The 24,158-nt window shown below is 66.8% G+C and carries 21 protein-coding genes; 10 read left to right on the top strand and 11 right to left on the bottom strand.

Annotation, left to right across the window (positions count from 1 at the left end):
* Positions 1-2 precede the first annotated feature (2 nt).
* From ACFTWF_RS03430 to ACFTWF_RS03415, 4 genes are all read left to right on the top strand, one after another.
* Positions 3-2,393 carry a DUF6049 family protein gene (locus ACFTWF_RS03430; RefSeq protein WP_378459869.1) on the top strand — a complete coding sequence of 797 codons (2,391 nt, stop codon included), beginning with the start codon at positions 3-5 and terminating at the stop codon, positions 2,391-2,393.
* Between the two features lie 113 nt (positions 2,394-2,506).
* Positions 2,507-6,376, top strand: coding sequence for a murein biosynthesis integral membrane protein MurJ (murJ, locus tag ACFTWF_RS03425; RefSeq protein ID WP_378460199.1), 3,870 nt, complete (start codon positions 2,507-2,509; stop codon positions 6,374-6,376).
* Positions 6,377-6,423: 47 nt separating this feature from the next.
* Positions 6,424-7,005: an RNA polymerase sigma factor SigM gene (gene sigM / locus ACFTWF_RS03420; protein WP_378459868.1), complete on the top strand. Its 582-nt coding sequence runs from the start codon at positions 6,424-6,426 to the stop codon at positions 7,003-7,005.
* A gap of 93 nt (positions 7,006-7,098) precedes the next feature.
* Entirely contained in the window at positions 7,099-7,854 is a 756-nt protein-coding gene (locus ACFTWF_RS03415) for a hypothetical protein (protein WP_378459867.1), read from the top strand.
* Between the two features lie 3 nt (positions 7,855-7,857).
* Here ACFTWF_RS03415 and ACFTWF_RS03410 read toward each other — a convergent pair whose 3' ends face one another.
* The gene (locus ACFTWF_RS03410) at positions 7,858-8,427 is read right to left on the bottom strand and encodes a helix-turn-helix domain-containing protein (protein WP_378459866.1); all 570 of its coding nucleotides are present in this window, start codon (positions 8,425-8,427) and stop codon (positions 7,858-7,860) included.
* Positions 8,428-8,516: 89 nt separating this feature from the next.
* On the opposite strand from ACFTWF_RS03410, the gene ACFTWF_RS03405 reads away from it, so the two are divergent.
* The 5 genes from ACFTWF_RS03405 (at position 8,517) to ACFTWF_RS03385 (ending at position 13,539) form a co-directional block, all read left to right on the top strand.
* Positions 8,517-9,488, top strand: coding sequence for an NAD-dependent epimerase/dehydratase family protein (locus tag ACFTWF_RS03405; RefSeq protein ID WP_378459865.1), 972 nt, complete (start codon positions 8,517-8,519; stop codon positions 9,486-9,488).
* Between the two features lie 52 nt (positions 9,489-9,540).
* Positions 9,541-10,728, top strand: coding sequence for a 4,4'-dithiodibutanoate disulfide reductase (nox, locus tag ACFTWF_RS03400; RefSeq protein WP_378459864.1), 1,188 nt, complete (start codon positions 9,541-9,543; stop codon positions 10,726-10,728).
* A 110-nt stretch (positions 10,729-10,838) separates the two neighbouring features.
* Positions 10,839-11,822 carry a thioredoxin-disulfide reductase gene (trxB, locus tag ACFTWF_RS03395; RefSeq protein ID WP_378459863.1) on the top strand — a complete coding sequence of 328 codons (984 nt, stop codon included), beginning with the start codon at positions 10,839-10,841 and terminating at the stop codon, positions 11,820-11,822.
* 38 nt (positions 11,823-11,860) lie between these two features.
* A complete protein-coding gene (gene trxA, locus ACFTWF_RS03390) occupies positions 11,861-12,184 on the top strand; it encodes a thioredoxin (RefSeq protein ID WP_005249122.1) in 324 nt (107 codons plus the stop codon).
* Positions 12,185-12,339: 155 nt separating this feature from the next.
* On the top strand, positions 12,340-13,539 hold the full coding sequence (locus ACFTWF_RS03385) for an N-acetylmuramoyl-L-alanine amidase (RefSeq protein WP_378459862.1): 1,200 nt from the start codon (positions 12,340-12,342) through the stop codon (positions 13,537-13,539).
* Positions 13,540-13,556: 17 nt separating this feature from the next.
* On the opposite strand, the gene ACFTWF_RS03380 is transcribed toward ACFTWF_RS03385, so the two are convergent.
* The 10 genes from ACFTWF_RS03380 to rpmH form a co-directional block, all read right to left on the bottom strand.
* The gene (locus ACFTWF_RS03380) at positions 13,557-14,255 is read right to left on the bottom strand and encodes a GNAT family N-acetyltransferase (RefSeq protein WP_185726697.1); all 699 of its coding nucleotides are present in this window, start codon (positions 14,253-14,255) and stop codon (positions 13,557-13,559) included.
* Positions 14,256-14,412: 157 nt separating this feature from the next.
* Positions 14,413-15,504 (bottom strand): ParB/RepB/Spo0J family partition protein, encoded by a 1,092-nt coding sequence (locus ACFTWF_RS03375; protein WP_378459861.1) that lies wholly within the window; start codon positions 15,502-15,504, stop codon positions 14,413-14,415.
* Positions 15,501-16,514, bottom strand: coding sequence for a ParA family protein (locus ACFTWF_RS03370; RefSeq protein ID WP_378459860.1), 1,014 nt, complete (start codon positions 16,512-16,514; stop codon positions 15,501-15,503). The genes ACFTWF_RS03375 and ACFTWF_RS03370 overlap by 4 nt, the downstream gene beginning before the upstream one ends.
* A gap of 68 nt (positions 16,515-16,582) precedes the next feature.
* Complete coding sequence (rsmG, locus tag ACFTWF_RS03365; protein WP_005249117.1) at positions 16,583-17,266, bottom strand: 16S rRNA (guanine(527)-N(7))-methyltransferase RsmG; 684 nt, start codon at positions 17,264-17,266, stop codon at positions 16,583-16,585.
* A gap of 680 nt (positions 17,267-17,946) precedes the next feature.
* Positions 17,947-18,348 carry a nuclear transport factor 2 family protein gene (locus ACFTWF_RS03360; RefSeq protein WP_378459859.1) on the bottom strand — a complete coding sequence of 134 codons (402 nt, stop codon included), beginning with the start codon at positions 18,346-18,348 and terminating at the stop codon, positions 17,947-17,949.
* 436 nt (positions 18,349-18,784) lie between these two features.
* Entirely contained in the window at positions 18,785-19,339 is a 555-nt protein-coding gene (locus tag ACFTWF_RS03355; protein WP_185726700.1) for a protein jag, read from the bottom strand.
* Between the two features lie 19 nt (positions 19,340-19,358).
* Positions 19,359-20,471: a membrane protein insertase YidC gene (yidC, locus tag ACFTWF_RS03350; protein ID WP_378459858.1), complete on the bottom strand. Its 1,113-nt coding sequence runs from the start codon at positions 20,469-20,471 to the stop codon at positions 19,359-19,361.
* A 4-nt stretch (positions 20,472-20,475) separates the two neighbouring features.
* Entirely contained in the window at positions 20,476-20,850 is a 375-nt protein-coding gene (gene yidD / locus ACFTWF_RS03345) for a membrane protein insertion efficiency factor YidD (protein ID WP_378459857.1), read from the bottom strand.
* A complete protein-coding gene (rnpA, locus tag ACFTWF_RS03340; RefSeq protein WP_087554933.1) occupies positions 20,847-21,224 on the bottom strand; it encodes a ribonuclease P protein component in 378 nt (125 codons plus the stop codon). The genes yidD and rnpA overlap by 4 nt, the downstream gene beginning before the upstream one ends.
* Before the next feature lie 27 nt (positions 21,225-21,251).
* Complete coding sequence (rpmH, locus tag ACFTWF_RS03335; protein ID WP_005263481.1) at positions 21,252-21,395, bottom strand: 50S ribosomal protein L34; 144 nt, start codon at positions 21,393-21,395, stop codon at positions 21,252-21,254.
* A gap of 737 nt (positions 21,396-22,132) precedes the next feature.
* Here rpmH and dnaA point away from each other — a divergent pair.
* Positions 22,133-23,716, top strand: a complete 1,584-nt coding sequence (dnaA, locus tag ACFTWF_RS03330) for a chromosomal replication initiator protein DnaA (protein WP_378459856.1) — start codon at positions 22,133-22,135, stop codon at positions 23,714-23,716.
* The last annotated feature ends 442 nt before the right edge of the window (positions 23,717-24,158 follow it).

Below are 24,158 nucleotides of genomic sequence, written 5' to 3'. Positions count from 1 at the left end.
GGATGGCTTTGCGTCGGGTCGGTGCCGTGACGTTGACCGCACTCGCGGTCGTTCTGGCTCCCACCAGCACCGTTGTGGCGACCGCCCAGGATCCCGTGCCGCCCGAGAGCGCCGGGACGCAGATGGTCGACGAGGACCCCGAGTTCCTCGCACTGCACATCGACAACGTCACGCCGTCCACCGTCACCACCACCAGCGACCCGTTCGTCACCGTCACGGGATCGGTGGAGAACATCGGCGACCGCACGGTCCGCGACGTCAGCGTGCGACTGCAGCGCGCCCCCGCCGTCGGGAGCAGCGAGGGCCTCCGCACGTCGCTGACCCTCGATCAGTCCCGGTACGACACGGTCGGCATGTTCGACACGGTCGCGGGACGCCTCGACGAGGGGCAGAGCAAGCAGTTCACGTTGTCGCTGCCGCTGCGCTCCGACACCGACGTGTCCCTCGACATCACCGAACCGGGCGTGTACCCGCTGATGGTGAACGTGAACGGCACCCCCGAGTACGGCGGTGCCGCGCGCCTCGACGACGCCCGCTTCCTTCTCCCCGTGTTCGGGGTTCCCGGAAACCCGGCCGTGCCCCCGGACATCTCCAGCCCGGTCGCCGTCACCATGCTGTGGCCGCTGGCCGACCGGCCCCGGCTCGCGGCGGGTGTCCCCGGCTCGGTCACCGAACCGGTCCGGCTCGTCGACGACGACCTCGCGACCTCGCTGGCGGACGGGGGCCGGCTCGACGAACTGCTGGCCGCGGCCGAGTTCGCCACCCGGGAGAGCGTCGACCGCGACCACGCGCTGCGGGACAGTCTGTGCCTGGCGGTGGACCCCGACCTGCTGATCACCGTCGAGAACATGACCCGCGGCTACCTGGTGGTGGACGATCCGTCCGATCCCACCGGTTCCGCCCACGACGGGGAGGGCAAGGCCGCCGCGTCCGCGTGGCTGGACCGGGCCCGGACGCTGGCCGCGTCGATGTGCACCACGTCGGTGCCGTTCGCGCAGGCCGACCTGTCCGCGATCTCCGACGTCGGGAATCCGGACCTCACCGCCACCGCGGTCGAGGCCCCCGCGGACATCGTGGACAACGTGCTCGGTGTCACGTCGCTGCGTAATTTCGTGTGGAGCGACGCGGGCGTGCTCGACGATGCGACCGCGCAGATGCTCCGCGGCGAGGAGGCGACGACCACGCTCGTGGCCGCGAATTCCGTCGACACGACCACCCGCCGCGACAGCGCCCACCTCATCGAGGCGACACCGCTCCCGGTTCCCGTCCCGGGGAACGGGGGCACCACCCCGGCCGCCGCCGAGACGACCACGGCCGCCGGCAGCGTCGACGCCCTGCTGTTCGACCCGTCCGTCGGCACGGCACTCGCCGCCATGGGAACGACCCCGCAGACCCCGTCGTACACCCCCGAACGTGCCCGGTACGACCTGTCGGACGATTCGCAGACCGCGCGACTGCAGGACGCTCTCGGCGCCGTGTCCTGGTCTGCCCTCGAACCGGAAGCCGCGAAGCTCTCCGGCGCACCCCGTTCGCTGATGGTGGTGCCGCCGCAACTGTGGACGGCGGGCGCCGACGACGCGAAGACGCTGCTGTCGACGGTGTCCTCGCTGATGCGGTCGGGGCTGGCCACACCCCGGCCACTGCCCGCGCTGCTGGGGCGTCAGCCCGGGTCACCCGAGATCGCGTCCCTGGACTACCCGGATCAGGCCGCCGAGGACGGCGTCCCCGCCCACCTCCGCGACACCGCGACCACCCAGATGCCGCGCATCGAGGCGCTCAACGCCGCACTGGTCGACGACCCGCAGGCACCCCTCACACCGGAACGGTTCACGGCACCGCTGCGCGAGGACCTCGTGCGGTCGATGAGCCTCGCGCACCGCCGCGACGACGAACGACGGTCCGCGGAAGAGGCGGCCGACCTCCGCGCCGACGAGGTGGCCGAGACCATGGACGACATGTTCGCGGCCGTCACCGTCGTCTCGCCCGGCGGCGTGTACACGCTGGCGTCGGAACAGAGCCCGCTGCTGCTGGTCGCCCGGAACGACCTTCCGGTCGGGATCACGGTCCGCCTGCAGGTGGATGCGCCGTCGGGGATGACGATCACCGACATCGGCCCCACGACGCTGCCCCCGCGCGGCAGCCGCACCCTCACCGTCCCCACCGAGGCCAACGACTCACGCAAGCTCGTCGTCGAATTCTCTCTGACCACCGCCGATGGACAGCAACTGGGAGAGCCGACCAGCGTGACGGTACGGTCCAACGCGTACGGGCAGGCGTTGGCGATACTGACAGCATGCGCGGGTGCTCTGCTGCTGTTCCTCGCCGGCCGCCGGCTGTGGCATCGATTCCGCGGCCAGCCGGATCCAGCTGACGAAGGGTACGAACGTTCATGACCGGGAACTTGCCCAGTAGGGGCCAGAGGCTTCCCGATCGCTCCCATCCCCGGGTTGCACCGTGGGAGCGGGACCACTGGGCTCGGGAGATCCGGCCGGACGAGGCACCGACGGTGCAGTTCGCGGCCATCCGGGTCGACCCACCACCGCCTCCGGTCCAGGACTCCGGGCCGTCGACGGCGCCGCAGAAACAGACCAACTCGCGGCTGCTGGCGTCCACCGGTTCGATCGCGGTCGCGACGCTCGTCAGCCGCATCACCGGATTCGCCAAACAGCTCCTGGTCCTGACACTGCTGGGTGGCTCGGTGGCCAGCTCGTTCACGGTCGCCAGCCAGATCCCGAACATGATCTCCGAGCTCGTGCTGGGCGCCGTGCTCACCGCGATCGTCGTGCCCGTCCTGGTGCGCGCCGAGCGCGAGGACTCCGATCAGGGTGCGGCGTTCGTGCGGCGCCTGTTCACCGCGACGTGCGTGCTGCTGGGGACGGCGGCGCTCCTCGCGACCGCCGCGGCGCCGATACTCACCACCCACGTCTTCCTGTCGGCGGACGGCAAGGTGAACACGTCCCTCACCACAGCCCTGTCCTATCTCCTTCTGCCCGCGATCCTGTTCTACGGACTGTCGGCGCTGCTCACCGCCATCCTCAACACCCGGCAGGTGTTCAAACCCGGGGCCTGGGCACCGGTGCTGAACAACGTCGTGATGCTCACCGTGCTGGTGATCTACTACGCGACCCCGGGGGAGATCACCCTCGACCCGGTGCGGATGAGCGACCCGAAACTGCTCGTTCTCGGCGTCGGCGTCACCCTCGGTGTCGTCGTGCAGGCGCTCAGCCTGGTGCCCGCCATCCGGCGCGAAGGCATCTCGCTGAAACCGCTGTGGGGCCTCGACGACCGGCTCAAGCAGTTCGGCGGCATGGCCGTCGCCATCATCCTGTACGTGCTGATCAGCCAGGCCGGCATGATCGTCGCCACCCGCATCTCGTCCCACGCGGACGCGTCGGGTCCGGCGATCTACAACAACGCGTGGCTGCTGCTCCAGCTGCCGTACGGCGTGCTCGGCGTGACGGTGCTGACGGCGATCATGCCCCGGCTCAGCCGCAACGCCGCCGCCGACGACACCCCCGCCGTGGTCGACGACCTGTCGGTCGCCACCCGGCTGACGATGATCTCCCTCATCCCGATCATCACGTTCCTCACATTCGCCGGCCCCGAGATCGGCCAGGCACTGTACGGGTACGGCAACTTCGGGTCCGGTGACGCCGAACGGCTCGGCGAGGCCGTCAGCTGGTCGGCCTTCACCCTCATTCCCTATTCCCTGGTGCTCATCCAGCTGCGCGTGTTCTACGCCCGCGAACAGGCGTGGACTCCCACGTGGATCGTCCTCGGCATCACCGCGGTGAAGATCGCGCTGTCGGCGCTCACCCCGATGATCGCCTCGAGCGACGACCAGGTGGTCATCCTCCTCGGCGCGGCCAACGGTCTCGGCTACATCACCGGCGCACTCGTCGGCGGCTGGCTGCTGCACCGCAGCCTCGGCAACCTGCAGATGGCGAACGTCGGGAAGACGGTGTGGGTGGTGGTGCTCGCGTCGATGGCGGGCGCGCTCGTCATGCTCGGCGCCGACCGCCTCCTCGGGCTCGATCGGCTCACCAGTTTGTTCGGCGGTCCGGGCTCCATGGTCCGGGTCATGATCAGCGGCGTCCTCATGCTCGCCGTCACCTTCGTGATCCTCTGGTTCGCGAAGGTCCCCGAGATCGTGTCCATCACCGTCGCCGTCACCCGCAAGGTTCGTGCCCTGCGTGGTCGCGGTGCGGCTCCGGAACCGGAGGTCGACCCGCTCGCCGACGCCGAAACAGAACTGATTCCCGTGGTCCGTGCCACACCGCCCGAGGCCGGAGGACAGCCGCGTGGTATCGAACGACCCGGTGGACTCCCGTACCCTGGACACGAGCGGGCCGGATCGCCGCCCGGTACTGGTCGGAGTTGGGCATTCGAGAATGAAGGAGTGAGGGTGAGCGACGACGACGTGGCCGGCAGCAAGAGAGCCGGAGGTTCTACGGTGCAAGCGTCCGAACGCGATTCGGCCGCCACACCCGAAGGCGTCGACGCCCCGACCACCCGGATCTCGTCCGAGTCGGCCTCCACCGCCTCCACGAAATCCGACAAGAAGGACGGTTCCGGCGCCTCGCAGAAGAAGGACGGCGACGCGTCCGCGAAGCCGGCCGACGCCCCGAAGTCGGGGCAGAGCAAGGACACCGGCGATCGCAACGGTGCCGATGCCGAGACGAAGGCCGTTCCGGCGACCCCGTCCGGCGAGGCACGCGGAGACACACGTCACATGGGTGCCGCTCCTGCCCGCGACCTCAGCTACGACACCGGCGTGATTCCGATCACACCGGCGCCCGGACGCGAGCCCGGCGCAGGCCCCCGCCGTACTCCCCGTGGCCCCAAGCTCATTCCCGGCGCATCCGTCGCCGGCGGCCGGTACCGACTGCTGACACCGCACGGCGGTTCCCGTGGTCTGCAGTTCTGGCAGGCACTCGACGTCAAGCTCGACCGCGAGGTCGCGCTCACGTTCGTGGACGCCGAACAACGTTCCACCTCCGCCGGTCCCGAAGGCCCGCAGGCCATTCTCTCGCGCACCCTGAGACTCGGCCGGATCAATTCGCCCGGCCTCGCCCGCGTCCTCGACGTGGTCCGCGGCAGCTCCGGCGGCATCGTCGTGGCCGAGTGGACCCCGGGCCGCTCGCTGCGGGAGATGGCCGACACCAAGCCTTCTCCGATCGGCGCCGCCAGCGCCATCCGCGCGCTCGCCGCCGCCGCCGAGACCGCACACCGCGCCGGTGGGGCACTGTCCATCGATCACCCCGACCGCGTCCGCATCAGCATCAACGGCGATGCCGTGCTGGCGTTCCCGGCCACGCTCGCCGACTCCGACTCGAGCACCGACGTGCGCGGGCTCGGCGCCATGCTCTACGCCCTCATCACCGCCCGCTGGCCGCTGGCCGACCCGTCCGCGCCGGCAGGCGACGCGACCCCGCGCCCGGGCAGCGTCGGCGGCATGCGCCTGGCCGACCGCGACTCGAGCGGACAACCCATCGGACCGCGGGTGATCCGGCCGGAGGTCCCGTTCGAGATCTCCGCGGTGGCGCTGCGCTCGCTCGAACCGAACGGTGGAATCCGCACGGCCGCCACCGTGCAGCACATTCTCGATCAGGCATCCGTCGTCAACGACAAGACGGAATTCATCCCCGCGCTGCGGCTCGGACAGCGGGGACCGAGCACGTCCGGGCACGCTCTCGCCGACCCGGAAGCGCTGGAGGCGGAGAAGAAGAAGTCCAATCGGATGATCGCCGCGCTCGTGGGCCTCGCGATCGTCACGATCATCGTGCTGGCGTTGCTCGGCTTCTGGCTCGCGACGTTCCTCACGGGCAGCAGTTCCGACGCCCCGCTCACCGAGCAGGACTTCGGGCTCACCACCTCCGCCGAGGCGCCGTCCAATCCCGAGTCACCCGCGCCGGCGCCCGCCCCCGCTGCGAACGTCGCACCGATCAAGCCTTCCGGGGCAACGGTGTTCTCGCCGCAGGGCACCCCCGACTCCGCCGCCAACGCCCGCCTCGCCGTCGACGGCAACACGTCCACCGTGTGGAGCACCGACTCGTACTTCCAGCCGTTTCCCGCCCTGAAGAACGGTGTGGGACTGATGGTCACACTGGACGAGCCGGCCACCCTGTCGAGCGTGTGGATCAACTCACCGACACCGGGCACCAACGTCGAGATCCGCAGCGCCCCGTCGGAGAACCCGACCCTCGACCAGACGCAGGTGCTCGGTTCGAAGGTCCTCGGCGACGGTGTCACCGAGATCCCGGTGAAGTCGGAGGGGCCCACCAAGAACGTCCTGGTGTGGATCACCGGCCTCAGCAATTCGGGTGGCAAGAATCAATCCTCCATCGCGGACATCGGTTTCAACGCCTCGACGTAGTCGGCACCCGGTGCTCACCGAGCGGCGAACTGAGCTAACATCCGCCGGTGCGAATCTTCCGGGGGGATTCCGAGGGTGAGCCCTCGGACGTCGACCTGTTGGCGGCGCACGTCGCCGGCGACAGGCACGCATTCGAGACACTGCTCGGACGCCACTACGACCATCTGTGGCACGTCGCCAAACGCACCAGCTATACCGCCGAGGACGCCGCCGACGCGTTGCAGGAGGCGCTGCTGTCCGCGCATCGAAACGCGGGCTCGTTCCGCCGCGACGCCGCGGTCCGGAGCTGGCTCCACACGATCGTCGTCAACGCCTGCCTCGACCGCATCCGACGGAACAAGGCGCGCCCGGCGGTGTCTCTTTCCGCGGAGGAGGACGACGAACCACGCGACACCCGCGACTACGTCGCCGAGGTGGAGCTCAGCCTGGTGGTCGAACGCGCACTGGCGCAGCTCCCACCGGAACAGCGGACCGCGATCGTGGCCGTCGATCTCGAGGGCCGGTCGACCAGCGAGGCCGCCGCGCTCCTCGGGGTTCCGGAGGGCACCGTGAAGAGCCGCTGCGCCCGTGGCCGGAAGAAGCTGGCCGCCTCGCTCGAATATTTTCGGGTGGAGGGGAACCGATCATGACTCCGGGGCGTCAAACCCTAGTAGGAGCGGGGAAGTGTCTCGGCGTCCCCGACCACGATTACCCGGACCGCAACCACTCGGTGAGGAGGTGCCATGGCCGACCGTGAACCCGACCCGTTCGATGCCGAGCTGTTCGATGCCACGCTGCCCGCACCGCCGTACTCCGAGGACCTGCTGGCCGATCTCCACGCCGGGGTACTGCCGGACTCGGTGAGCGATCGACTGTGGCCGCTGGTCCGGAGCGACCCGCAGGCCATGGCCGTCATCGACTCGCTCGACCGGGTCACCGAACAGCTCGGCGCGCTCGGCCGCGATCATTCCGTGTCTACCCCCATTCCCGACGACGTCGCCGACCGCATCCGTCGGGCGCTCGCCGCGGAACGGGACACCAAGGCCACCGTCGTGCCGCTCACCCGGCGGCGGACGTGGGCGGCGGTGGCCGCGGGAACGTTCGCGGCAGCGGCAGCGGTCGTGGTGGCCGTCGCCGTCGTCACGCCGGACGGCCCGGCACCCGCGCCGCCGGTTGCCCTGCCCGGTTCCGGCACCACCTCGACGCCGGCGGTTCTCGAGCTGGGTGCCGATCTCGATTCGGGGCGCCTTCTCACGGTGATCGGTTCGCGGCAGCTCGGTCCGCTCGAGAACCCCGTGGCGCTCGCAGAATGTCTGCGCGCCAACGGTATCGAGCAGTCCCGCACCGTTCTGGGATCCGGCGAGGTCCGCCTCGACGGCGCACAGGGGGTCCTGCTCCTGCTGGCCGGTCCGCAGCCGCCGCAGATCACGGCTCTCGTGGTGGGCCGGGCGTGCAGCGCAGCCGATCCGGCGACACTGGCAGTCACCGATATCGGTTGACGGTCAAAGATTTTCGTTCTCCGACCGTGCGACCGGCAGGAGCAGTTCGAGGATCTTGTCCCGCAGTTGCGGAGTGTCGTCCTCGACGGCGATCAGGCTCGTGAACAGTGCGGCGCCGGCGGCGAGCACGAGGACGGCGGTCGCGGTTTCCGACTCCTGAGACGGTTCGCTGCCGAACAGCTGGGTGCTGGGCCCGCTGAATCCCCGCCAGAGCGCGGTGCGGAGATCGTCGTGGTCCCGGATCGCGGCCAGCAGACCCGGGGTGGCCGCCCGCACCTCCGGGCGGGAGAAGAGTTCGGCACTGCCGGTCACCACCCAGCGGATCCAGCCTTCGCGATCAGTGCCCTCGAACGGTGTCAGATCGGGTGTCGCCCCGAGGATGGCGTCGAGGACCAGGTGGGCCTTCGACGGCCACCGCCGGGTGATGGATGCCCGGCTCACCCCGGAGCGGGTGGCGATGGCCCGCATGCTCAGTTGTTCCCAGCCCACTTCCACGAGCATCGCGCGGGTGACCGCGAGGACGTCGGTATCGATCCGCGGGTCGCGGGGGCGGCCGGTTCCGGTTGCATTCATCGGTTCGAATTGTGGGACAGAAGTGCCTTCCGCGCTATATCGTACCCATTACGAGTCCAGTGGCATCGTAATTCGAACGGGACGGACACATGAAGATCGCGGTCACCGGCGGCACCGGATACGTCGGCGCCCACACCACGCTGGCGCTCCTCACCGCCGGCCACACGGTTCGACTGCTGGTGCTGCCCGCCGACACCCCCGACGCTCTGCTCGCAGCGGCCGGAACCGGCGCCGCGCGGATCGAGCAGGTCACCGGCGACATCCGGGACGCCGAGACGGTGGCGCGCCTCCTCGACGGCTGCGACGCCCTGCTCCACGCCGCCGGGGTGGTGGGCACCGACGATCGCCGCGAACAGCTGATGTGGGAGATCAACACCCAGGCCACCGCCGCGATCCTCGCCCGCGCGGCCTTCCTCGGACTCGATCCGATCATCCACGTGGCGAGTTTCAGCGCGCTGTTTCCGTCACCCGACCCCGTCATCGGACCGGACAGTCCGACCGCGGCGGGGCGCAGCGCATACGGCCGCACCAAAGCCGCCGCCGACCGCATCGCCCGAGCACTCCAGGACGCCGGCGCGCCCGTCGTCATCACCTACCCGACCAGCGTCGTCGGCCCCGGCCTCGGCTCCACCACCGGTGTCACCGAACAGGGCTGGGGCGCGATCGTCGGCGGCGGGGTGGCACCTCGCTTCGACGGCGGCATGCAGATGATCGACGTGCGGGACGTGGCCGCCGTCCACGCCGCCGCGATGCACCCCGGCCGCGGACCGCGCCGATACGTCTGCGGCGGCGAACTCGTCGAGTTCAATCAGATCGTCGACATCCTCGAACAGTCGTCCGGCCGGCGTCTGCGTCGCATCCCGCTGTCCGGGGGAGCCTTTCGCACGTTCGGCCGCGTCGCCGACGTGATCGGCAAGCTCACCCCGCTCAGCGCCGGACTCAGCTACGAGGCCGCCTGGCTCCTCACCTCGGCCACCCCGACCGACGACTCCCGAACCCGGGAGGAATTGGGCCTCACCTGGCGTCCGGCCCGCGCCGCGCTGGCCGCGACCTTCGCCTGAGCACACACCCCTCCGAACACCCACCCCCAACTCCACCCGAAGGCAGACCACCATGACCGTTCCGGCACCGCGCCCCGGCATCTGGGAACCGGCTCGACTGGGCCCCCTGACTCTGCGCAACCGCATCGTGAAGGCAGCGACGTTCGAAGGTGTCATGCCGCGCGGGCGGGTCACCGACCAGCTCGTCGACTTCCACTCCGAGGTCGCTCGCGGCGGCGCGGCCCTGACCACCGTCGCGTACTGCGCGGTCTCACCCGGCGGACGCGTCCAGGCGAACACCCTCGTGCTCGACCGCGCCCACGTGGCCGACCTGCGCCGGCTCACCGACGCCGTCCACGCCGAAGGGGGACTGGTCGCGGCGCAGATCGGTCATGCCGGACTGGTCGCGAACACCCTGTCCAACCGCACGAAGACACTCGCACCATCCACCCGCCTCAGCCCACCAGCCATGGGCCTGGTGAAGGCTGCCACCAAGGACGAACTCGATCGGGTCACCGTCGACTACGAGGACGCGGCGCGCAATGCCGTCGACGCCGGCTTCGACGCCATCGAGGTCCACCTCGGGCACAACTATCTCCTCAGCTCGTTCATGAGCCCGAATCTCAACAGACGCACGGACGAGTACGGGGGCAGCCTCGAGCGGCGGGCCGCCTTCCCCCGCCGGGTGATCGAACGGGTGCGCCGCGCCGCCGACGACTCGGTGGCCGTGACGGCGAAATTCAATATGACGGACGGTGTCCCGAAGGGGCTGTGGCTCGACGACAGCCTGCGCATCGCCCAGCTTCTCGAAGCAGATGGGCACCTCGACGCGTTGCAGCTCACCGGCGGCAGCTCGTTGCTCAACGGCATGTACTTCTTCCGGGGCGACGTCCCGATGGCGGAATTCGTTGCCTCCCAGCCGAAACTGGTTGGCTGGGGCCTGAAGGTGTACGGGCCGCGCATCTTTCCGACCTATCCGTTCGAGGAGGCGTTCTTTCTCCCGATGGCCCGGCAGTTCCGTGCGGCGCTGTCGATGCCACTCATCCTCCTCGGCGGCATCAACCGGCTCGACACCATCGAGAACGCCCTCGGCGAGGGCTTCGACTTCGTCGCGATGGCCCGGGCCCTGCTCCGTGACCCCGACCTCGTCAACAAGTTCCACGACCAGCACGTGCCCGAGGGACTCTGCATCCACTGCAACAAATGCATGCCCACCATCTACACGGGCACACACTGCGTCATCCGGGAGACTCTGCGCTGATCAGGGTGCCGAGAGGGGAGCGACCGGTATCACCTGCAGCCCGGGAACAACACCCTTTAGTCTGGTGTTGATCGATACGACTGAGCACCCCTCACTACCGGAAGGCCCGCATGACCACTCCATCGACGGTTCATGAACTCATCATCGTTGGTTCGGGACCTGCCGGATACACCGCTGCCGTCTACGCGGCGCGCGCGGAACTCGAACCGCTGCAATTCGAGGGGACCCAGTTCGGTGGCGCCCTCATGACCACCACCGAGGTCGAGAACTTCCCCGGATTCCGTGAGGGAATCATGGGACCCGACCTGATGGACCAGATGCGCGAGCAGGCCAAGCGCTTCGGCACCGACATCCGCACCGAGGACGTCGAGGAGATCGACCTCACGGGCCCGATCAAGAAGGTCGTCGTGAACGGCGAGACCTACCAGGCGCACGCCATCGTGCTGGCCATGGGTGCCGCAGCCCGTTACCTGGGGATTCCCGGTGAGGAGAAGTTGCTCGGCCGCGGCGTCAGCGCCTGCGCCACCTGTGACGGATTCTTCTTCAAGGATCAGGACATCGTCGTGGTCGGCGGCGGCGACTCCGCCATGGAGGAGGCCACCTTCCTCACCCGCTTCGCTCGCAGCGTCACCGTCGTGCACCGCCGCGAGGAGTTCCGTGCGTCCCGCATCATGCTCGAACGCGCCAAGGCGAACGCGAAGATCCGATTCGTGACCAACGCCGCGCCCGTCGAGGTGCTGGGGGAGAACAGCGTCACCGGCCTCGTGATCCGCGACACCGTCACCGGCGAGACGTCCACGCTGGACGTCACCGGCATGTTCGTCGCCATCGGACACGACCCGCGCAGCGAACTCGTCAAGGGTCAGGTCGACCTCGACGACGCCGGATACGTGATCGTCCAGAACCCGACCACCGCCACCTCCGTGGACGGCGTCTTCGCCGCCGGCGACCTGGTGGACCACATCTACCAGCAGGCGATCACCGCCGCAGGCACCGGATGTTCCGCGGCGATGGATGCCGAGCGCTGGCTGGCCGAGCGCGGCGACATCACCGCCAACACCGTGGCCGCCGCCGGTTCACCGGTCGACGCCTGAGCACCCCCACACACCCACCTCGAGTAAGGGAAATCCCCGTGTCGAATACCGTCACCATCACCGATGATTCGTTCCAGCAGGACGTCATTTCCAGCGACAAGCCCGTCCTCGTCGACTTCTGGGCCACCTGGTGCGGCCCGTGCAAGATGATCGCCCCCGTCCTGGAGGAGATCGCCGGTGAGCACAGCGACAAGCTGACCATCGCGAAGCTCGACATCGACGCCAACCCGGGTGCCGCCCGCGACTTCCAGGTCATGTCGATTCCGACGCTGATCCTGTTCAAGGACGGCAAGCCGATCAACACGATCGTCGGCACCAAGGGCAAGGCTGCGCTGCTGAAAGAGCTCGCCGACGTTCTCTGATCGACACCTGAACACCCGGCGCGATTCCCGATTTTGTGGGAATCTCTGAGACAATCGATCGATGTGCTCCAGTCGCATCAGTTAGACCGACCGGGCACATCGATCGTTTTGTTTGTACCGAGACTCGTTTGAATCGGACTGAGAGGCCCTGAAACATGCACCGACTCCGTCACGGCGACACCGGTCCGGCCGTCGCTGAGATTCGGGGCACTCTGGCCGGTCTCGGATTCCTCCACAACGGTGTCGGCGGCCCCCGACGCGAGAGCGCCAACGGTTCACACTGGATCGCCCCCGACGCCGTGTTCGATCACCATCTCGACAGCGCCGTGCGGGCCTTCCAGCAGCAGCGTGGGCTTCTCGTCGACGGAATCGTGGGTCCCGCCACCTACCGGTCCATGAAAGAGGCGTCCTACCGTCTCGGGGCCCGGACGCTGATCTATCAGCTGTCCGCGCCGCTCTACGGCGATGACGTCGCCACCCTGCAGACCCGCCTGCAGGACCTCGGTTTCTACGTGGGCCGCGTCGACGGATTCTTCGGACCGCAGACCCACGACTCACTGTCCTCGTTCCAGCGGGAGATCGGTATCGCCGCCGACGGCATCTGCGGTCCCGCCACCCTCCGGTCGCTCGAACTGCTCGGAACCCGTGTCACCGGTGGCTCGCCGCACGCGATGAGCGAGGAAGAGATGGTGCGCAGCTCCGGCCCCCAGCTGAGCGGCAAGCGGATCATCATCGACCCGGGTCTCGGCGGCGACACCTACGGCACCATCGTGCGCTCCCCGTACGGCACGATCTCGGAGTCCGACATCCTGTGGGACCTCGCCAGCCGCCTCGAGGGCCGCATGGCCGCGACCGGAATGGAAACGTTCCTGTCCCGCCCGTACCACGCGAATCCCACGGACATCGAGCGTGCGTCCACGTCCAACGCGTTCGATGCCGACCTGATGATCTCGTTGCGTTGCGACGGCAACGTCAGCCCGTCCGCGAACGGTGTCGCAAGCTTTCACTTCGGCAACTCACACGGTTCCACGTCGATGATCGGCCAGGTTCTCACAGGGTTCATCCAGCGCGAGATCGTGGCCCGCACGCCGCTGCAGGACTGCCGGACCCACGGCCGCACCTGGGATCTGTTGCGCCTCACCAACATGCCGACCGTGCAGATCGACCTCGGGTACCTCACCAACGACCTCGATGCCGCGGTGCTGTCCAACCCGCGGGCGCGTGACGCCATCGCCGAAGCGATCCTCATCTCCGTGAAGCGGCTGTACCTGCTCGGTCAGGACGATCAGCCCACCGGTACGTTCACGTTCGCCGAGCTGCTCGCCGAAGAGCTGTCGGCCTCCGAACGTTCCTGACCACCCGCCGTGAGCGCTCAGTGCGCTCCGACGGGTGTGCGCTCCCCGATGTCGACCATGCTCACCGACGCGGTGTGAATCAGCCGCTCCAGCGCTGCCTCCACGTCTTCCTTCCACCCGTGATCCCGGTTCAGCTCGAGCCGCAGGCGCGGGAACCGGTGATGGGGTGCGACGATTTCGAATCCGTTGTCCTCGAGAAAATCGGCGGGGATCATGCACTCCTCGGGGGAGCACTCCCGGGCCGCGGTCGCCGACGCCACCCCGTGCGTGTCGACCAGTCCCGATCCCTCGGTGTCGCGGATCCCGAACGCCTCGAGCGCACGGACACCGCGGCGCACCAGATCGGCCACCACGGCCTGGATCAACGTGGTTCCCAGATTCTGTTCCTCGCCGGCCGGCTCGAGCCGGAGGCTGGTGAGGAGGACGGCGTCGGCGCCGACCGGGGCGGTCGGGAGGAGTTGCGCGCGGGGCACCGTGCGCGGGGGAGCGTAGAGCGCGCTGCCGACGGGCTTGCCGTCCATGACGGCGACCTGTCCGCACGAGCCCCACTCGAGCATGACCATCGAGAGCCAGGCTTCCTTCTCGAACTCCTGGTCGCAGAAGCCGCGGGAGCTGTGGATGGCTGCCGGGTCCATTTCCCAGAAGACACAGCGGCGGGCGTGGGCGGAGAGCTTGTCCAAGCCGTCGAGAGTGAGCGATGTGACGTGAGTCGACACGGGCTAGCTCAGCCTCCCAATGTCACTACCGCAGATCATGCGACATCCTCTGGTATTCAATATTTTTCGCCCCCGATAGTTTCGCTGCAGTCGGTCCGCCGGCGATCACCGTCACAGTGACGGATCCTCCGTGGGTACTTCTACCTCTCTCAGGCGCTCACGAATCGGCCTTCTGTGCCTCCATCATCCCAACGATCCTCTGAAGATCGTCCACCGAACCGAACTCGACCACAATCTTCCCCTTGCGCTTGCCGAGGCTGACGGTGACCCGAGTGTCGAACGAATCCGACAGTCGCTCGGCGACGTCCTGCAGACCCGGCATCTGGATCGGCTTGCGTCGTTGCGCAGGCTGCACCTGGTCGTCGCTGCGGTTGGCGAGCGTCACCGCTTCCTCCGTCGCGCGGACGGACATCCCCTCGGCGACGATCCGCGCCGCCATCACTTCCTGCGCGTCGGCGCCCGCCTCGAGCGACAGCAGCGCGCGAGCGTGCCCGGCGGACAGGACACCCGCCGCCACCCGGCGTTGCACGGGAATCGGCAACTTGAGCAGACGAATCATGTTCGTGACGACCGGACGCGAGCGACCGATCTTCGCGGCCAGTTCCTCGTGGGTCACCTCGAACTCTTCGAGCAGTTGCTGGTACGCCGCCGCCTCTTCGAGTGGGTTCAGCTGGACGCGGTGGATGTTCTCCAGGAGGGCGTCTCGGAGCATGGCGTCGTCACCGGTCTCGCGCACGATCGCCGGGATCGTCTCGAGTTCGGCTTCCTGGCCGGCACGCCACCGACGCTCACCCATGACGAGCTGGAACTTGCCGCCGTCGATCGGGCGCACCACGATCGGCTGCATCAGACCGAACTCACGAATCGAGTGGACCAACTCGGCGAGAGCGTCGTCGTCGAACACCTGGCGTGGCTGCTTGGGGTTCCGCTCGATCAGGTCGGGAGCGATCTCCCGGTACACCGCTCCGGTGGGGGAGGGGAGGGGTTCCGCGCCGTTGCCGGACGTTGCGGCGGCGCCGTTCTTGTCACCCTTACTCTTGGACGACGTTTTTCCCGTAGACGCAGGCGCCGTGTCTTCGTCGGTCGCAGAGTCCGACGAGTTCGGTGCCGGAGCCGTCAGAACGTTGCGGCGATCCGCCCCGATAACGACGTCGGCGGCGGCGTTGCCCAGACCCGGACCCGCGGCCGGTCCGGTAGGAATGAGCGCAGCCAGTCCCCGGCCGAGTCCACCCTTGCGCGTCTGGCTCATCGCTGCTCCTGCTTCGTGGTCTTTGCGCTGCGTGCCGCGAGTTCACGTCCCGCGTCGAGGTAACTCATCGCGCCCCGCGATCCGGGGTCGTAGTCGAGCACAGTCATCCCGTACCCCGGGGCTTCGGACACCTTGACGCTGCGGGGGATCACAGCACGGAGGACGGCGTCACCGAAGTGGTTACGGACCTCTTCGGCTACCTGGTCGGCCAATTTGGTGCGCCCGTCGTACATCGTGAGCAGGACCGTCGACACGTGGAGTTCGGGGTTCAGATGCGCCTGCACCAACTCGATATTCCTCAGAAGCTGTCCCACACCCTCCAGTGCGTAGTACTCGCACTGGATCGGAATCAGGACTTCCTTGGCCGCGACCATCGCGTTCACGGTGAGCAGTCCGAGCGAGGGCGGGCAGTCGATGAGGATGAAGTCCGCGTCCACCTCACCGAGAGCCTTAGCCGACAACGCGCCCTTGAGGCGCCCCTCGCGGGCGACCATGGACACTAACTCGATCTCGGCGCCGGCGAGGTCGATGGTCGCCGGAATGCAGAAGAGCCGATCGCTGTGCGGGCTCTTCTGGATCGCCTCCGCGGCCGTCACTTCGCCGAGAAGGAGTTCGTAGCTGGAGGGCACCCCGGAATGGTGGGCGACCCCCAATGCGGTGCTCGCATTGCCCTGCGGGTCGAGGTCGATCACCAAAACCGTGAGTCCCTGCACCGCCAGGGCGGACGCAAGATTGACCGCGCTGGTCGTCTTACCCACGCCGCCCTTCTGATTGGCGATCGTGAGGATGCGCCGTTCGGGTGGCTTCGGCAGCGTCACCGAATGCGGATGCAGCACTTGGCTGGCGCGATGCGCGGCGGCGCCGATGGGAGTCTCCGCCGCGGAGATTCCGTTGTAGGGGGCCGTGAATCCGTCGTCTCCGTTCTCGGAGCTCGTCGCCTGGTCGGATCGATGGTCGGTTTCACGTGAAACTGTTTCACGTGAAACGGCGGATTCAGGCCCACCCGACATTGACTACTCCTTCAATTGGGAATCGCTCGTTACTCGACATACTCACTCGCTATCCACCGTCCCCATCGTCATCGACGCTGACGGCGTTTCGGCACCCGCTCTGCCCGAACGACAACGGTGGGGACAGGAAGCAGTCCCACTCCGCATTCCACGATATCCAGCTTGCCAGCACCCAACCGAGTCAGGGAAGCGCGGTCACGGGAAATCTCTTCGGCGGCGCTCGAACCTTTCAATGCGAGCATTCTCCCATGCTCATGGATGAGCGGCAGCGACCACTTCGCCAACTTCTCCAGAGGGGCCACGGCGCGCGACGTCACGACGTCGGCGCCGCCTGCTTCCTTCACGACACCCGACTCCTCGGCTCGTCCCCGCACCACGAGCACGTCCAGTCCGTTGGATTCGACGAACTCGGCGAGGTACACCGAGCGGCGCAGTAGCGGCTCGACCAAGGTGATCCGAAGATCCGGCCGTGCGATCGCGAGCGGGATCCCCGGCAATCCGGCGCCGCTTCCCACATCGACCACCGACTCGCCCTCGGCGATCAATTCACCGACGACGGCACAGTTTAGGAGATGTCGCTCCCACAGACGCGGGACTTCCCGCGGACCGATCAACCCTCGCTCGACACCGTCCGTCGCCAGCGATTTGTAGTAGCGCTCAGCAATGTCGAATCGTTCACCGAACACCTGGCGTGCCGCCGCTTGTTCGTCCCATTCGGCCGGCTCTCCACCATTCGGTTCCACGTGAAACATCCTCCCGCGAACAACGCGAAATCAACAAACACAGCCTCTCCATTATCCGCCCTCACTCCCGCGTATGTCCGTCAACTCGAACGCGCAACGCCGGAACAGTGTCGAGCCGCACCCCTCCCGGCGGGGGAGGGGAGGGGTTGGGTCCGTTCACACCCCACGGCCACGCGAATCTGCTCGGAGCGACGATCTCGCGCACGCGACCCGCCGCGGATTCCGCCAATCAACGACGGGGAGATCGCCGTCCGGATGTTTCACGTGGAACGGCGGCCGACGGCTCATACCTGGTTCGGGACTCTGCGCCGACCGGACGAATAGCCCACAACGCTCGGCAGCACTGCACCCGGTTGGTGCGGGCGGTTTCACGTGGAACACACAACCCGGCGTTCACGTGGAACAGACGGGAGATCACTGACCGTGTTCCGCGCACCACTCCGCACCACCTCGCGGCGCCCCGAGAGGGCGGCGGAGTTCCGGCGACGGATCGCCGAACCGATGCCCTTCACCGGAAGGGCCCACCCATGCCTACACAATGGCTGACACCCGGTCGATCACTTCGGTGATTCCCGACTTCGCAATCATCACAGTGACGAAACTTCCCGGTATGGCTGGGTGGGTGAACCTACAACCTAAAAATCTGTGAAAACACTGAATGGCGGCCCGAGGCACCGCACTTGCCGGCTTCAGACACTCGTGTCAGGAAAGGAGTGATGCTCGTGCGCAACGACCCAACGACCATCTTCCTTCCGCAACCCCACCGTCAGCCGAAGCCGGTTCTCCGGATTGTCGGCGACTTCCGCTTCCATTCCACAGCGCAGGAGCGCGTGGCCGAACGCGACGTCCTCGCCGGCTGTCACCTCCAGTGAGACGATCTCGAATCGCGCGCCCTGCGCCTGCCATTCGAAGAACGGTGGCCATGTCTCGCGGTACGCATCGATCCCGCGCGCACCCTCGTAGGGCGGTGGCACGTCGAACATCACGATGTCGTCGGAGTGGTCCGCGAGAACCCCGGCCATGTCACCGTCGTGCACAGCCTCGACCCACCGTTCGATCAGATTCCGAATCTGTCGTTCGTCCTCGCTCATCGCTCGCTCCATCCCAATCGGCCGCGCGGTTCGGTCCGCTCGATGGTGTGGACTTCGGGAGGCGTCGAAACTCATCGCGCCACGTCGGGTCGCGTGAGCGGGCGGTGTCTCAGGACATCTCTGGGTCCTGCACTCTTGCCCTCGTCCACCGCTCCTGGCGTGGGTCGAGCAGCCGAACCGATATCGCCCGTGGACGATCAACGCGGTTCTCTCGAGGCAGGGAGTAGTGAAGGAATCTTCCGGCGATGCCGAGGATGACCGCAATCCTCGATCGCAATCTCACTGCAGACACCGGACTCTCGGTGGGGGAGGGGAGGGGTCGGTGTTTCACGTGAAACGAAAGTGATCCAGAGTGACGGCACACGACCAGGGTGACAAAAGAAGGCGGGCTCCCGGATGTGAGTCCGGGAGCCCGCCTGGGTGATGCTCCTGTGGATCAGTCCTTGATGACGACCACGCGACGTGACGGCTCAGCGCCCTCGCTCTCGCTGGACACGCCATCGACCTTCGCGACTGCGTCGTGGACGATCTTGCGCTCGAACGGCGTCATCGGAGCAAGCTCCTCGCGCTCACCGCTTTCGAGAACACGACGCGCTGCGGACGAACCCAGCTCGGTGAGTTCTGCTCGACGTCCGGCACGCCATCCGGCGATGTCGAGCATCAGTCGACTGCGCTCACCCGTTGCCTGCTGCACCGCGAGGCGAGTCAGCTCCTGAAGCGCGTCCAGCACCTCACCCTTGCGACCGACCAGTTTCGTGAGGTCGTCCCCACCGTCGATGCTGACCACGGCGCGGTCACCCTCGACGTCCAGGTCGATATCGCCGTCGAAGTCGAGGACGTCGAGCAACTGCTCCAGGTAGTCGCCGGCGATTTCCCCTTCCTCGATCAGGTAGTCGTCAGAATCGGAATCCACCTCGGTGTCCGGGTTCTGCGTCGTTGCAGTCACGTCTGTCTCATCTCCGTCCACTGCGATGTCAGGCTCAGTAGCCATGCTCGTTCTCTTTTCTGAATCAGCGCCGCTTGCGCTTGGGGGACTTTCCGCGGTTGGACTGGGGGCGGGCACCGGGCTTCGGCTTCGACGTACCCGACGCCGAACCGTCACCGCTCACCTGATCGGAGGCGTTGTCTTCGACCACGCCCTCCACGATCTCGGGTTCACCGTCCGAGGAAGAACCGTCCGTTGCGGTCGCGGACTTCTTCTTTTTCTTGGCGAGATCCGGGCGCGCGCCGGGCTTCGGGGCGTTGTCGGCGCGGCGTGCGATAGCTGCCTGCTTCTTCTCTTCCTCTTCCGCGTCGATGCGGCGGAAGACGATGTGCTGCTGCCCGTACGTCCAGATGTTGTTACTCACCCAGTACAGGAGGATTGCGATCGGGAGGAACGGGCCACCGACGAGGACACCGAGCGGGAAGACGTACAGCGCGAGCTTGTTCATGATCGCGGACTGCGGGTTGGCCGCGGCCTCGGGGCTCTGGCGCCCGACGGACGCGCGGGAGTTGAAGTGCGTCGCGATGCTGGCGATGACCATCAACGGCACCGCGACGACGGCAATGTTCAGGACCGTGGGAATGGGACCGTATGCGGCGAACGCATCGAGCTGCGCCTTCGGCATGGTGATCCAGGCCGAGATGGGAGCACCGAACAGTCGGGCACTCAGGAAGGACTGCACGTCCTCGACGCTGAAGAAGTAGTTCGGCGTGTTCGCGTTGGCCTCGACCGACATGCTGAGCTGACCGATACCGGTGCCGGTGCGGTTGAACGAGCGAAGCACGTGAAACAGGCCGATGAAGACCGGCGCCTGCGCGAGAACCGGGAGGCAACCCATGATCGGGTTGAACCCGTGCTCCTTCTGGAGCTTCTGCATCTCGGCGGCCTGGCGCTGGCGGTCACCCGAATACTTCTTCTGCAGAGCCTTGATCTGCGGCTGAAGTTCCTGCATCTGGCGCGTCGTCCGGACCTGCTTGACGAACGGCTTGTACAGCACCGCACGCAGCGTGAACACGAGGAACACCACGGAGAGCGCCCACGTGATTCCGCTGTCCGGACCCAGGAAGGGAATGGCACCGAAGACCTTGTGCCAGACCCAGAGGATCCCGGACACCGGATAGTAAATGAAGTCGAGCACGGCTCTATGTACTCCTCTGTTCGTCCACGTTCGCCGGACAGCAATGGCGGCTACCCGCATGACGGTCGGTTGAATCCGGCCCACCGGGAACCGGGTCCCACCCACCAGGGTGCCAGGGGGCGCACTTGGCCAACCGAACCACCGTCAATACAAGACCTTTGATCGCCCCGTGGGTACGCAGGGCTTCCACCGCGTACTCGCTACAGGTCGGCATGAACCGGCAGGTCGGCAACCTCAGAGGCGACACATACGTCCGGTAGAGCTCGATGAAGAATATGAGGGTGCGCGCCGGTAGCGCACGGACCGACTTCCATGCGGATGCGGCCGAGGAGGTGCCCTCGGCCGTGTCGGCGCGCGACTCGTGAAGTGCGCTTTTCATGTGGAGTTACTCACGGGCGCAAGAAGGTCCAATCGAAGGAGACCTGCACGGAGTTGCTTCTCCAGGTCCCGGCTACTTGCAGTCGCGGCTCCCGGAAGAGCCCGAATCACCACATCGGTTCCCTGTGGAACGACGTCCACCAGGTCGATGCAGATATGACGAAGCCGGCGTGCGACTCGATGTCGAATCACCGCCGGCCCGACAGCCTTACTCACAACCAGTCCGAATCGCGGACCGCCGCTACTCACCAGCTCATCTGCCTGTGCACGGTCGAATGCGTGCACAACCAGGTCGCGTCTTCCCATCCGCCGACCGCGTCGCACAGTCAACGAAAAATCTGAATGACGACGCAATCGGTGCGGCTCAGGCAACACCCCGAGCTCCCGAACCCAGTGTCGGGATCAGGCGGTGAGGGATTCGCGGCCCTTACGGCGACGCGCCGAAACGATTGCACGACCCGCACGGGTCCGCATACGAAGACGGAAGCCGTGAACGCGCGCGCGGCGTCGGTTGTTCGGCTGGAACGTCCGCTTGCCCTTGGCCACGGTCAACACTCCTCGAAGTTCATCGACGCCTCCCGGCGTCATGGATCTAACATTGGCGAAAACTCAGGTGTTCATCCACAGGTGGGGATGAAACGCTTCCGAAACTGGACTCGAGCCAGCACGAAACCGCCACCTCACCACAGGGTGACTGTTCGAGAGTACTTACCACTCCCGGTCAGGTCAAACTCGCTCACCTGCGATTCCCCCGCGAATCGGTGGACCGACACGCCGAGGATCGACAAATGCTTGCACCCCACCTTGCAATGTGCCAAACCGCTGTGAGGTTGCCGACACTGTTGCTAGCGTCTATGCATGGTCTCGCCGATGAACCCTGATCGAGTGCCCAGCTCTCGACTTCAGCGTTCTCATCTGCACATTCACCACAATTCATCCACAGGGCACAGATGCTGCGCCGCTTCGGATCGCCACGAGGGTTGTTGACACCCTTCATCTCCCGGGTCCTCGAACCCGCTCATCCAGGTTTCGCATGCATAGGCGCAGGTCAGCGCGCTCAATCTGGACTTTTCGTCACGCAACGGCGTCTCGACGGGGGACGTCTGCGCTTTGTCCACATCTGTGGATAATTGTGTGGAAACACAGTTCAGATGGCATATTCGTAGGTCCGTACGGGGTTCATCCCCAGGTCGGGGAACTCCCGAATCCACCTCGACGACGGCACCGACATCTCGACTCGGCACCGCCGGCGCCGAGCCCGCGAAACACTGGAGAGGAACCACGTGAACGACGATCCGAATGCGCTCGCACGGATCTGGATCGACGTCGTCGCCGACCTCACATCCGATTCGCCCGGCGGCGATCTGCCGCCGTTGACGAGGGGACAGAAGGCGTGGTTGGCGCTCGTCAAACCACTGACACTCGCCCAGGGCTTCGCGCTCCTGTCCGTGCCGTCCCCGTTCGCCCAGGAGGCGATCGAGCGGGATCTCCGTGAGCCGATCCTGCACGCGCTCGGCCGCCATCTCGGTGAGCAGGTGGAAGGCCTCGGTGTGCGCATCGCGGCCCCGGTCGACGACGAACCCGAATCCGAGGCCCCGACCCGGGAGCGCAGGCCCGAACCGGAACCTGTGCACACCCCTCGCCATCTCGAGCCGTCCGTCACCAGTTCCGGTTCGTACCGGCGGCGCCGATTCGGCGCCGAAGATCAGCCGTATACCGACACGACGGACTTCGAGGAGGTCGACGACGACAGCGAGGCCATCGCCAGCGTCCACGAATCCTGGCCGTCGTACTTCACGAAGCCGCCCACGGGCCCGGCACCTGCGGCGACGGGGGGCAACAGCCTCAACGCGAAGTACACGTTCGACACGTTCGTGATCGGCTCGTCCAACCGGTTCGCCCACGCCGCCGCCGTCGCGATAGCCGAAGCACCGGCGCGCGCATACAACCCGCTGTTCGTGTGGGGAGCCTCGGGACTCGGCAAGACGCACCTCCTGCACGCGGCCGGCCACTACGCGCAGCGGCTGTTCCCCGGCATGCGGGTGAAGTACGTCTCCACCGAGGAATTCACCAACGACTTCATCAACAGCCTCCGTGACGACCGCAAGGTGGCGTTCAAGCGCCGCTACCGCGAGACCGACGTGCTGCTCGTCGACGACATCCAGTTCATCGAGGGCAAGGAAGGTATCCAGGAGGAGTTCTTCCACACCTTCAACACCCTGCACAATGCGAACAAGCAGATCGTCGTGTCGTCCGACCGACCGCCGAAGCAACTGGCGACTCTCGAGGAACGCCTGCGCACCAGGTTCGAATGGGGCCTGATCACGGACGTCCAGCCTCCCGAACTCGAGACCCGCATCGCGATCCTCAGCAAGAAGGCCCGAATGGACCGGCTCGAGGTGCCCGACGACGTCCTCGAGTTGATCGCCTCCCGGATCGAACGCAACATCCGGGAACTCGAGGGTGCCCTCATTCGGGTGACGGCCTTCGCGTCCCTGAACAGGCAACCCCTGGACCTCACGCTCGCCGAGGTGGTGCTGCGCGACCTGATGCCGGACTCGTCGAGTCTCGAGATCAACGCCGCGACGATCATGGCGGTCACCGCGGAGTACTTCAACATGTCCATCGACGACCTCTGCGGCCCCGGCAAGGCGCGTCCGCTGGCGTCCGCCCGCCAGATCTCCATGTACCTGTGCCGTGAACTCACCGATCTGTCCCTGCCGAAGATCGGGCAGACGTTCGGCCGCGACCACACCACCGTCATGTACGCGGACAAGAAGATTCGCAAGGAGATGACTGAACGACGGAAGGTCTACGACCAGGTCCAGGAGTTGACGGCCCGGATCAAGCAGCGTTCCAAGAGGTAGTCGACACCCACCGCCTCTCCTGTGCCCCTGGTAGCCGCCTACCGGGGGCACAGGCCGTTTCCGGGCTGCTGCGCTCCGGGCCTCGCAGCGTGCCGGGTGCCCGGTCGACACGGGAATGACCCGAGGGGTGCCTCGAGCCGGTCCTCGAGGGTGAGCTCGAGCGCGTCCTCGAGGTGCCGCTCGAGCCGGTCCTCGAGGGTCTACTCGAGGCGCGGGCGAACCGCGGCCGACGCGACACACCGGTGCAACACGCCGACGCCGGGACCTGGGATAAAGCATGCACACTTGTGGATAAGTGTGGGGATGAGGTGGAATCCCTGTGGACAGAACGTGCAGAACTTTGAACAACCTCGAGTAGTCCACATGCGGGCCGATTTAGTCCTCGAGTTTGTCCTCGAGAATTCCCCATTCCTCGAGGCGGACCGACCAGCGTCTACAGCCG

It is taken from the genome of Rhodococcus sp. NPDC056960 (genome assembly GCF_042674125.1).
GTDB lineage: Bacteria > Actinomycetota > Actinomycetes > Mycobacteriales > Mycobacteriaceae > Rhodococcus_F.
This window is presented reverse-complemented; position numbering and strand designations above follow the sequence as displayed.

Excerpts from the sequence above, each read along its gene's own strand:
- ACFTWF_RS03430 (WP_378459869.1), top strand. The coding sequence starts at position 3 with ATGGCTTTGCGTCGGGTCGGTGCCGTGACGTTGACCGCACTCGCGGTC.
- ACFTWF_RS03415 (WP_378459867.1), top strand. The coding sequence starts at position 7,099 with ATGGCCGACCGTGAACCCGACCCGTTCGATGCCGAGCTGTTCGATGCC.
- ACFTWF_RS03410 (WP_378459866.1), bottom strand. The coding sequence starts at position 8,427 with ATGAATGCAACCGGAACCGGCCGCCCCCGCGACCCGCGGATCGATACC.
- ACFTWF_RS03405 (WP_378459865.1), top strand. The coding sequence starts at position 8,517 with ATGAAGATCGCGGTCACCGGCGGCACCGGATACGTCGGCGCCCACACC.
- nox (WP_378459864.1), top strand. The coding sequence starts at position 9,541 with ATGACCGTTCCGGCACCGCGCCCCGGCATCTGGGAACCGGCTCGACTG.
- trxB (WP_378459863.1), top strand. The coding sequence starts at position 10,839 with ATGACCACTCCATCGACGGTTCATGAACTCATCATCGTTGGTTCGGGA.
- ACFTWF_RS03385 (WP_378459862.1), top strand. The coding sequence starts at position 12,340 with ATGCACCGACTCCGTCACGGCGACACCGGTCCGGCCGTCGCTGAGATT.
- ACFTWF_RS03375 (WP_378459861.1), bottom strand. The coding sequence starts at position 15,504 with ATGAGCCAGACGCGCAAGGGTGGACTCGGCCGGGGACTGGCTGCGCTC.
- ACFTWF_RS03370 (WP_378459860.1), bottom strand. The coding sequence starts at position 16,514 with ATGTCGGGTGGGCCTGAATCCGCCGTTTCACGTGAAACAGTTTCACGT.
- rsmG (WP_005249117.1), bottom strand. The coding sequence starts at position 17,266 with ATGTTTCACGTGGAACCGAATGGTGGAGAGCCGGCCGAATGGGACGAA.
- ACFTWF_RS03360 (WP_378459859.1), bottom strand. The coding sequence starts at position 18,348 with ATGAGCGAGGACGAACGACAGATTCGGAATCTGATCGAACGGTGGGTC.
- ACFTWF_RS03355 (WP_185726700.1), bottom strand. The coding sequence starts at position 19,339 with ATGGCTACTGAGCCTGACATCGCAGTGGACGGAGATGAGACAGACGTG.
- yidD (WP_378459857.1), bottom strand. The coding sequence starts at position 20,850 with ATGAAAAGCGCACTTCACGAGTCGCGCGCCGACACGGCCGAGGGCACC.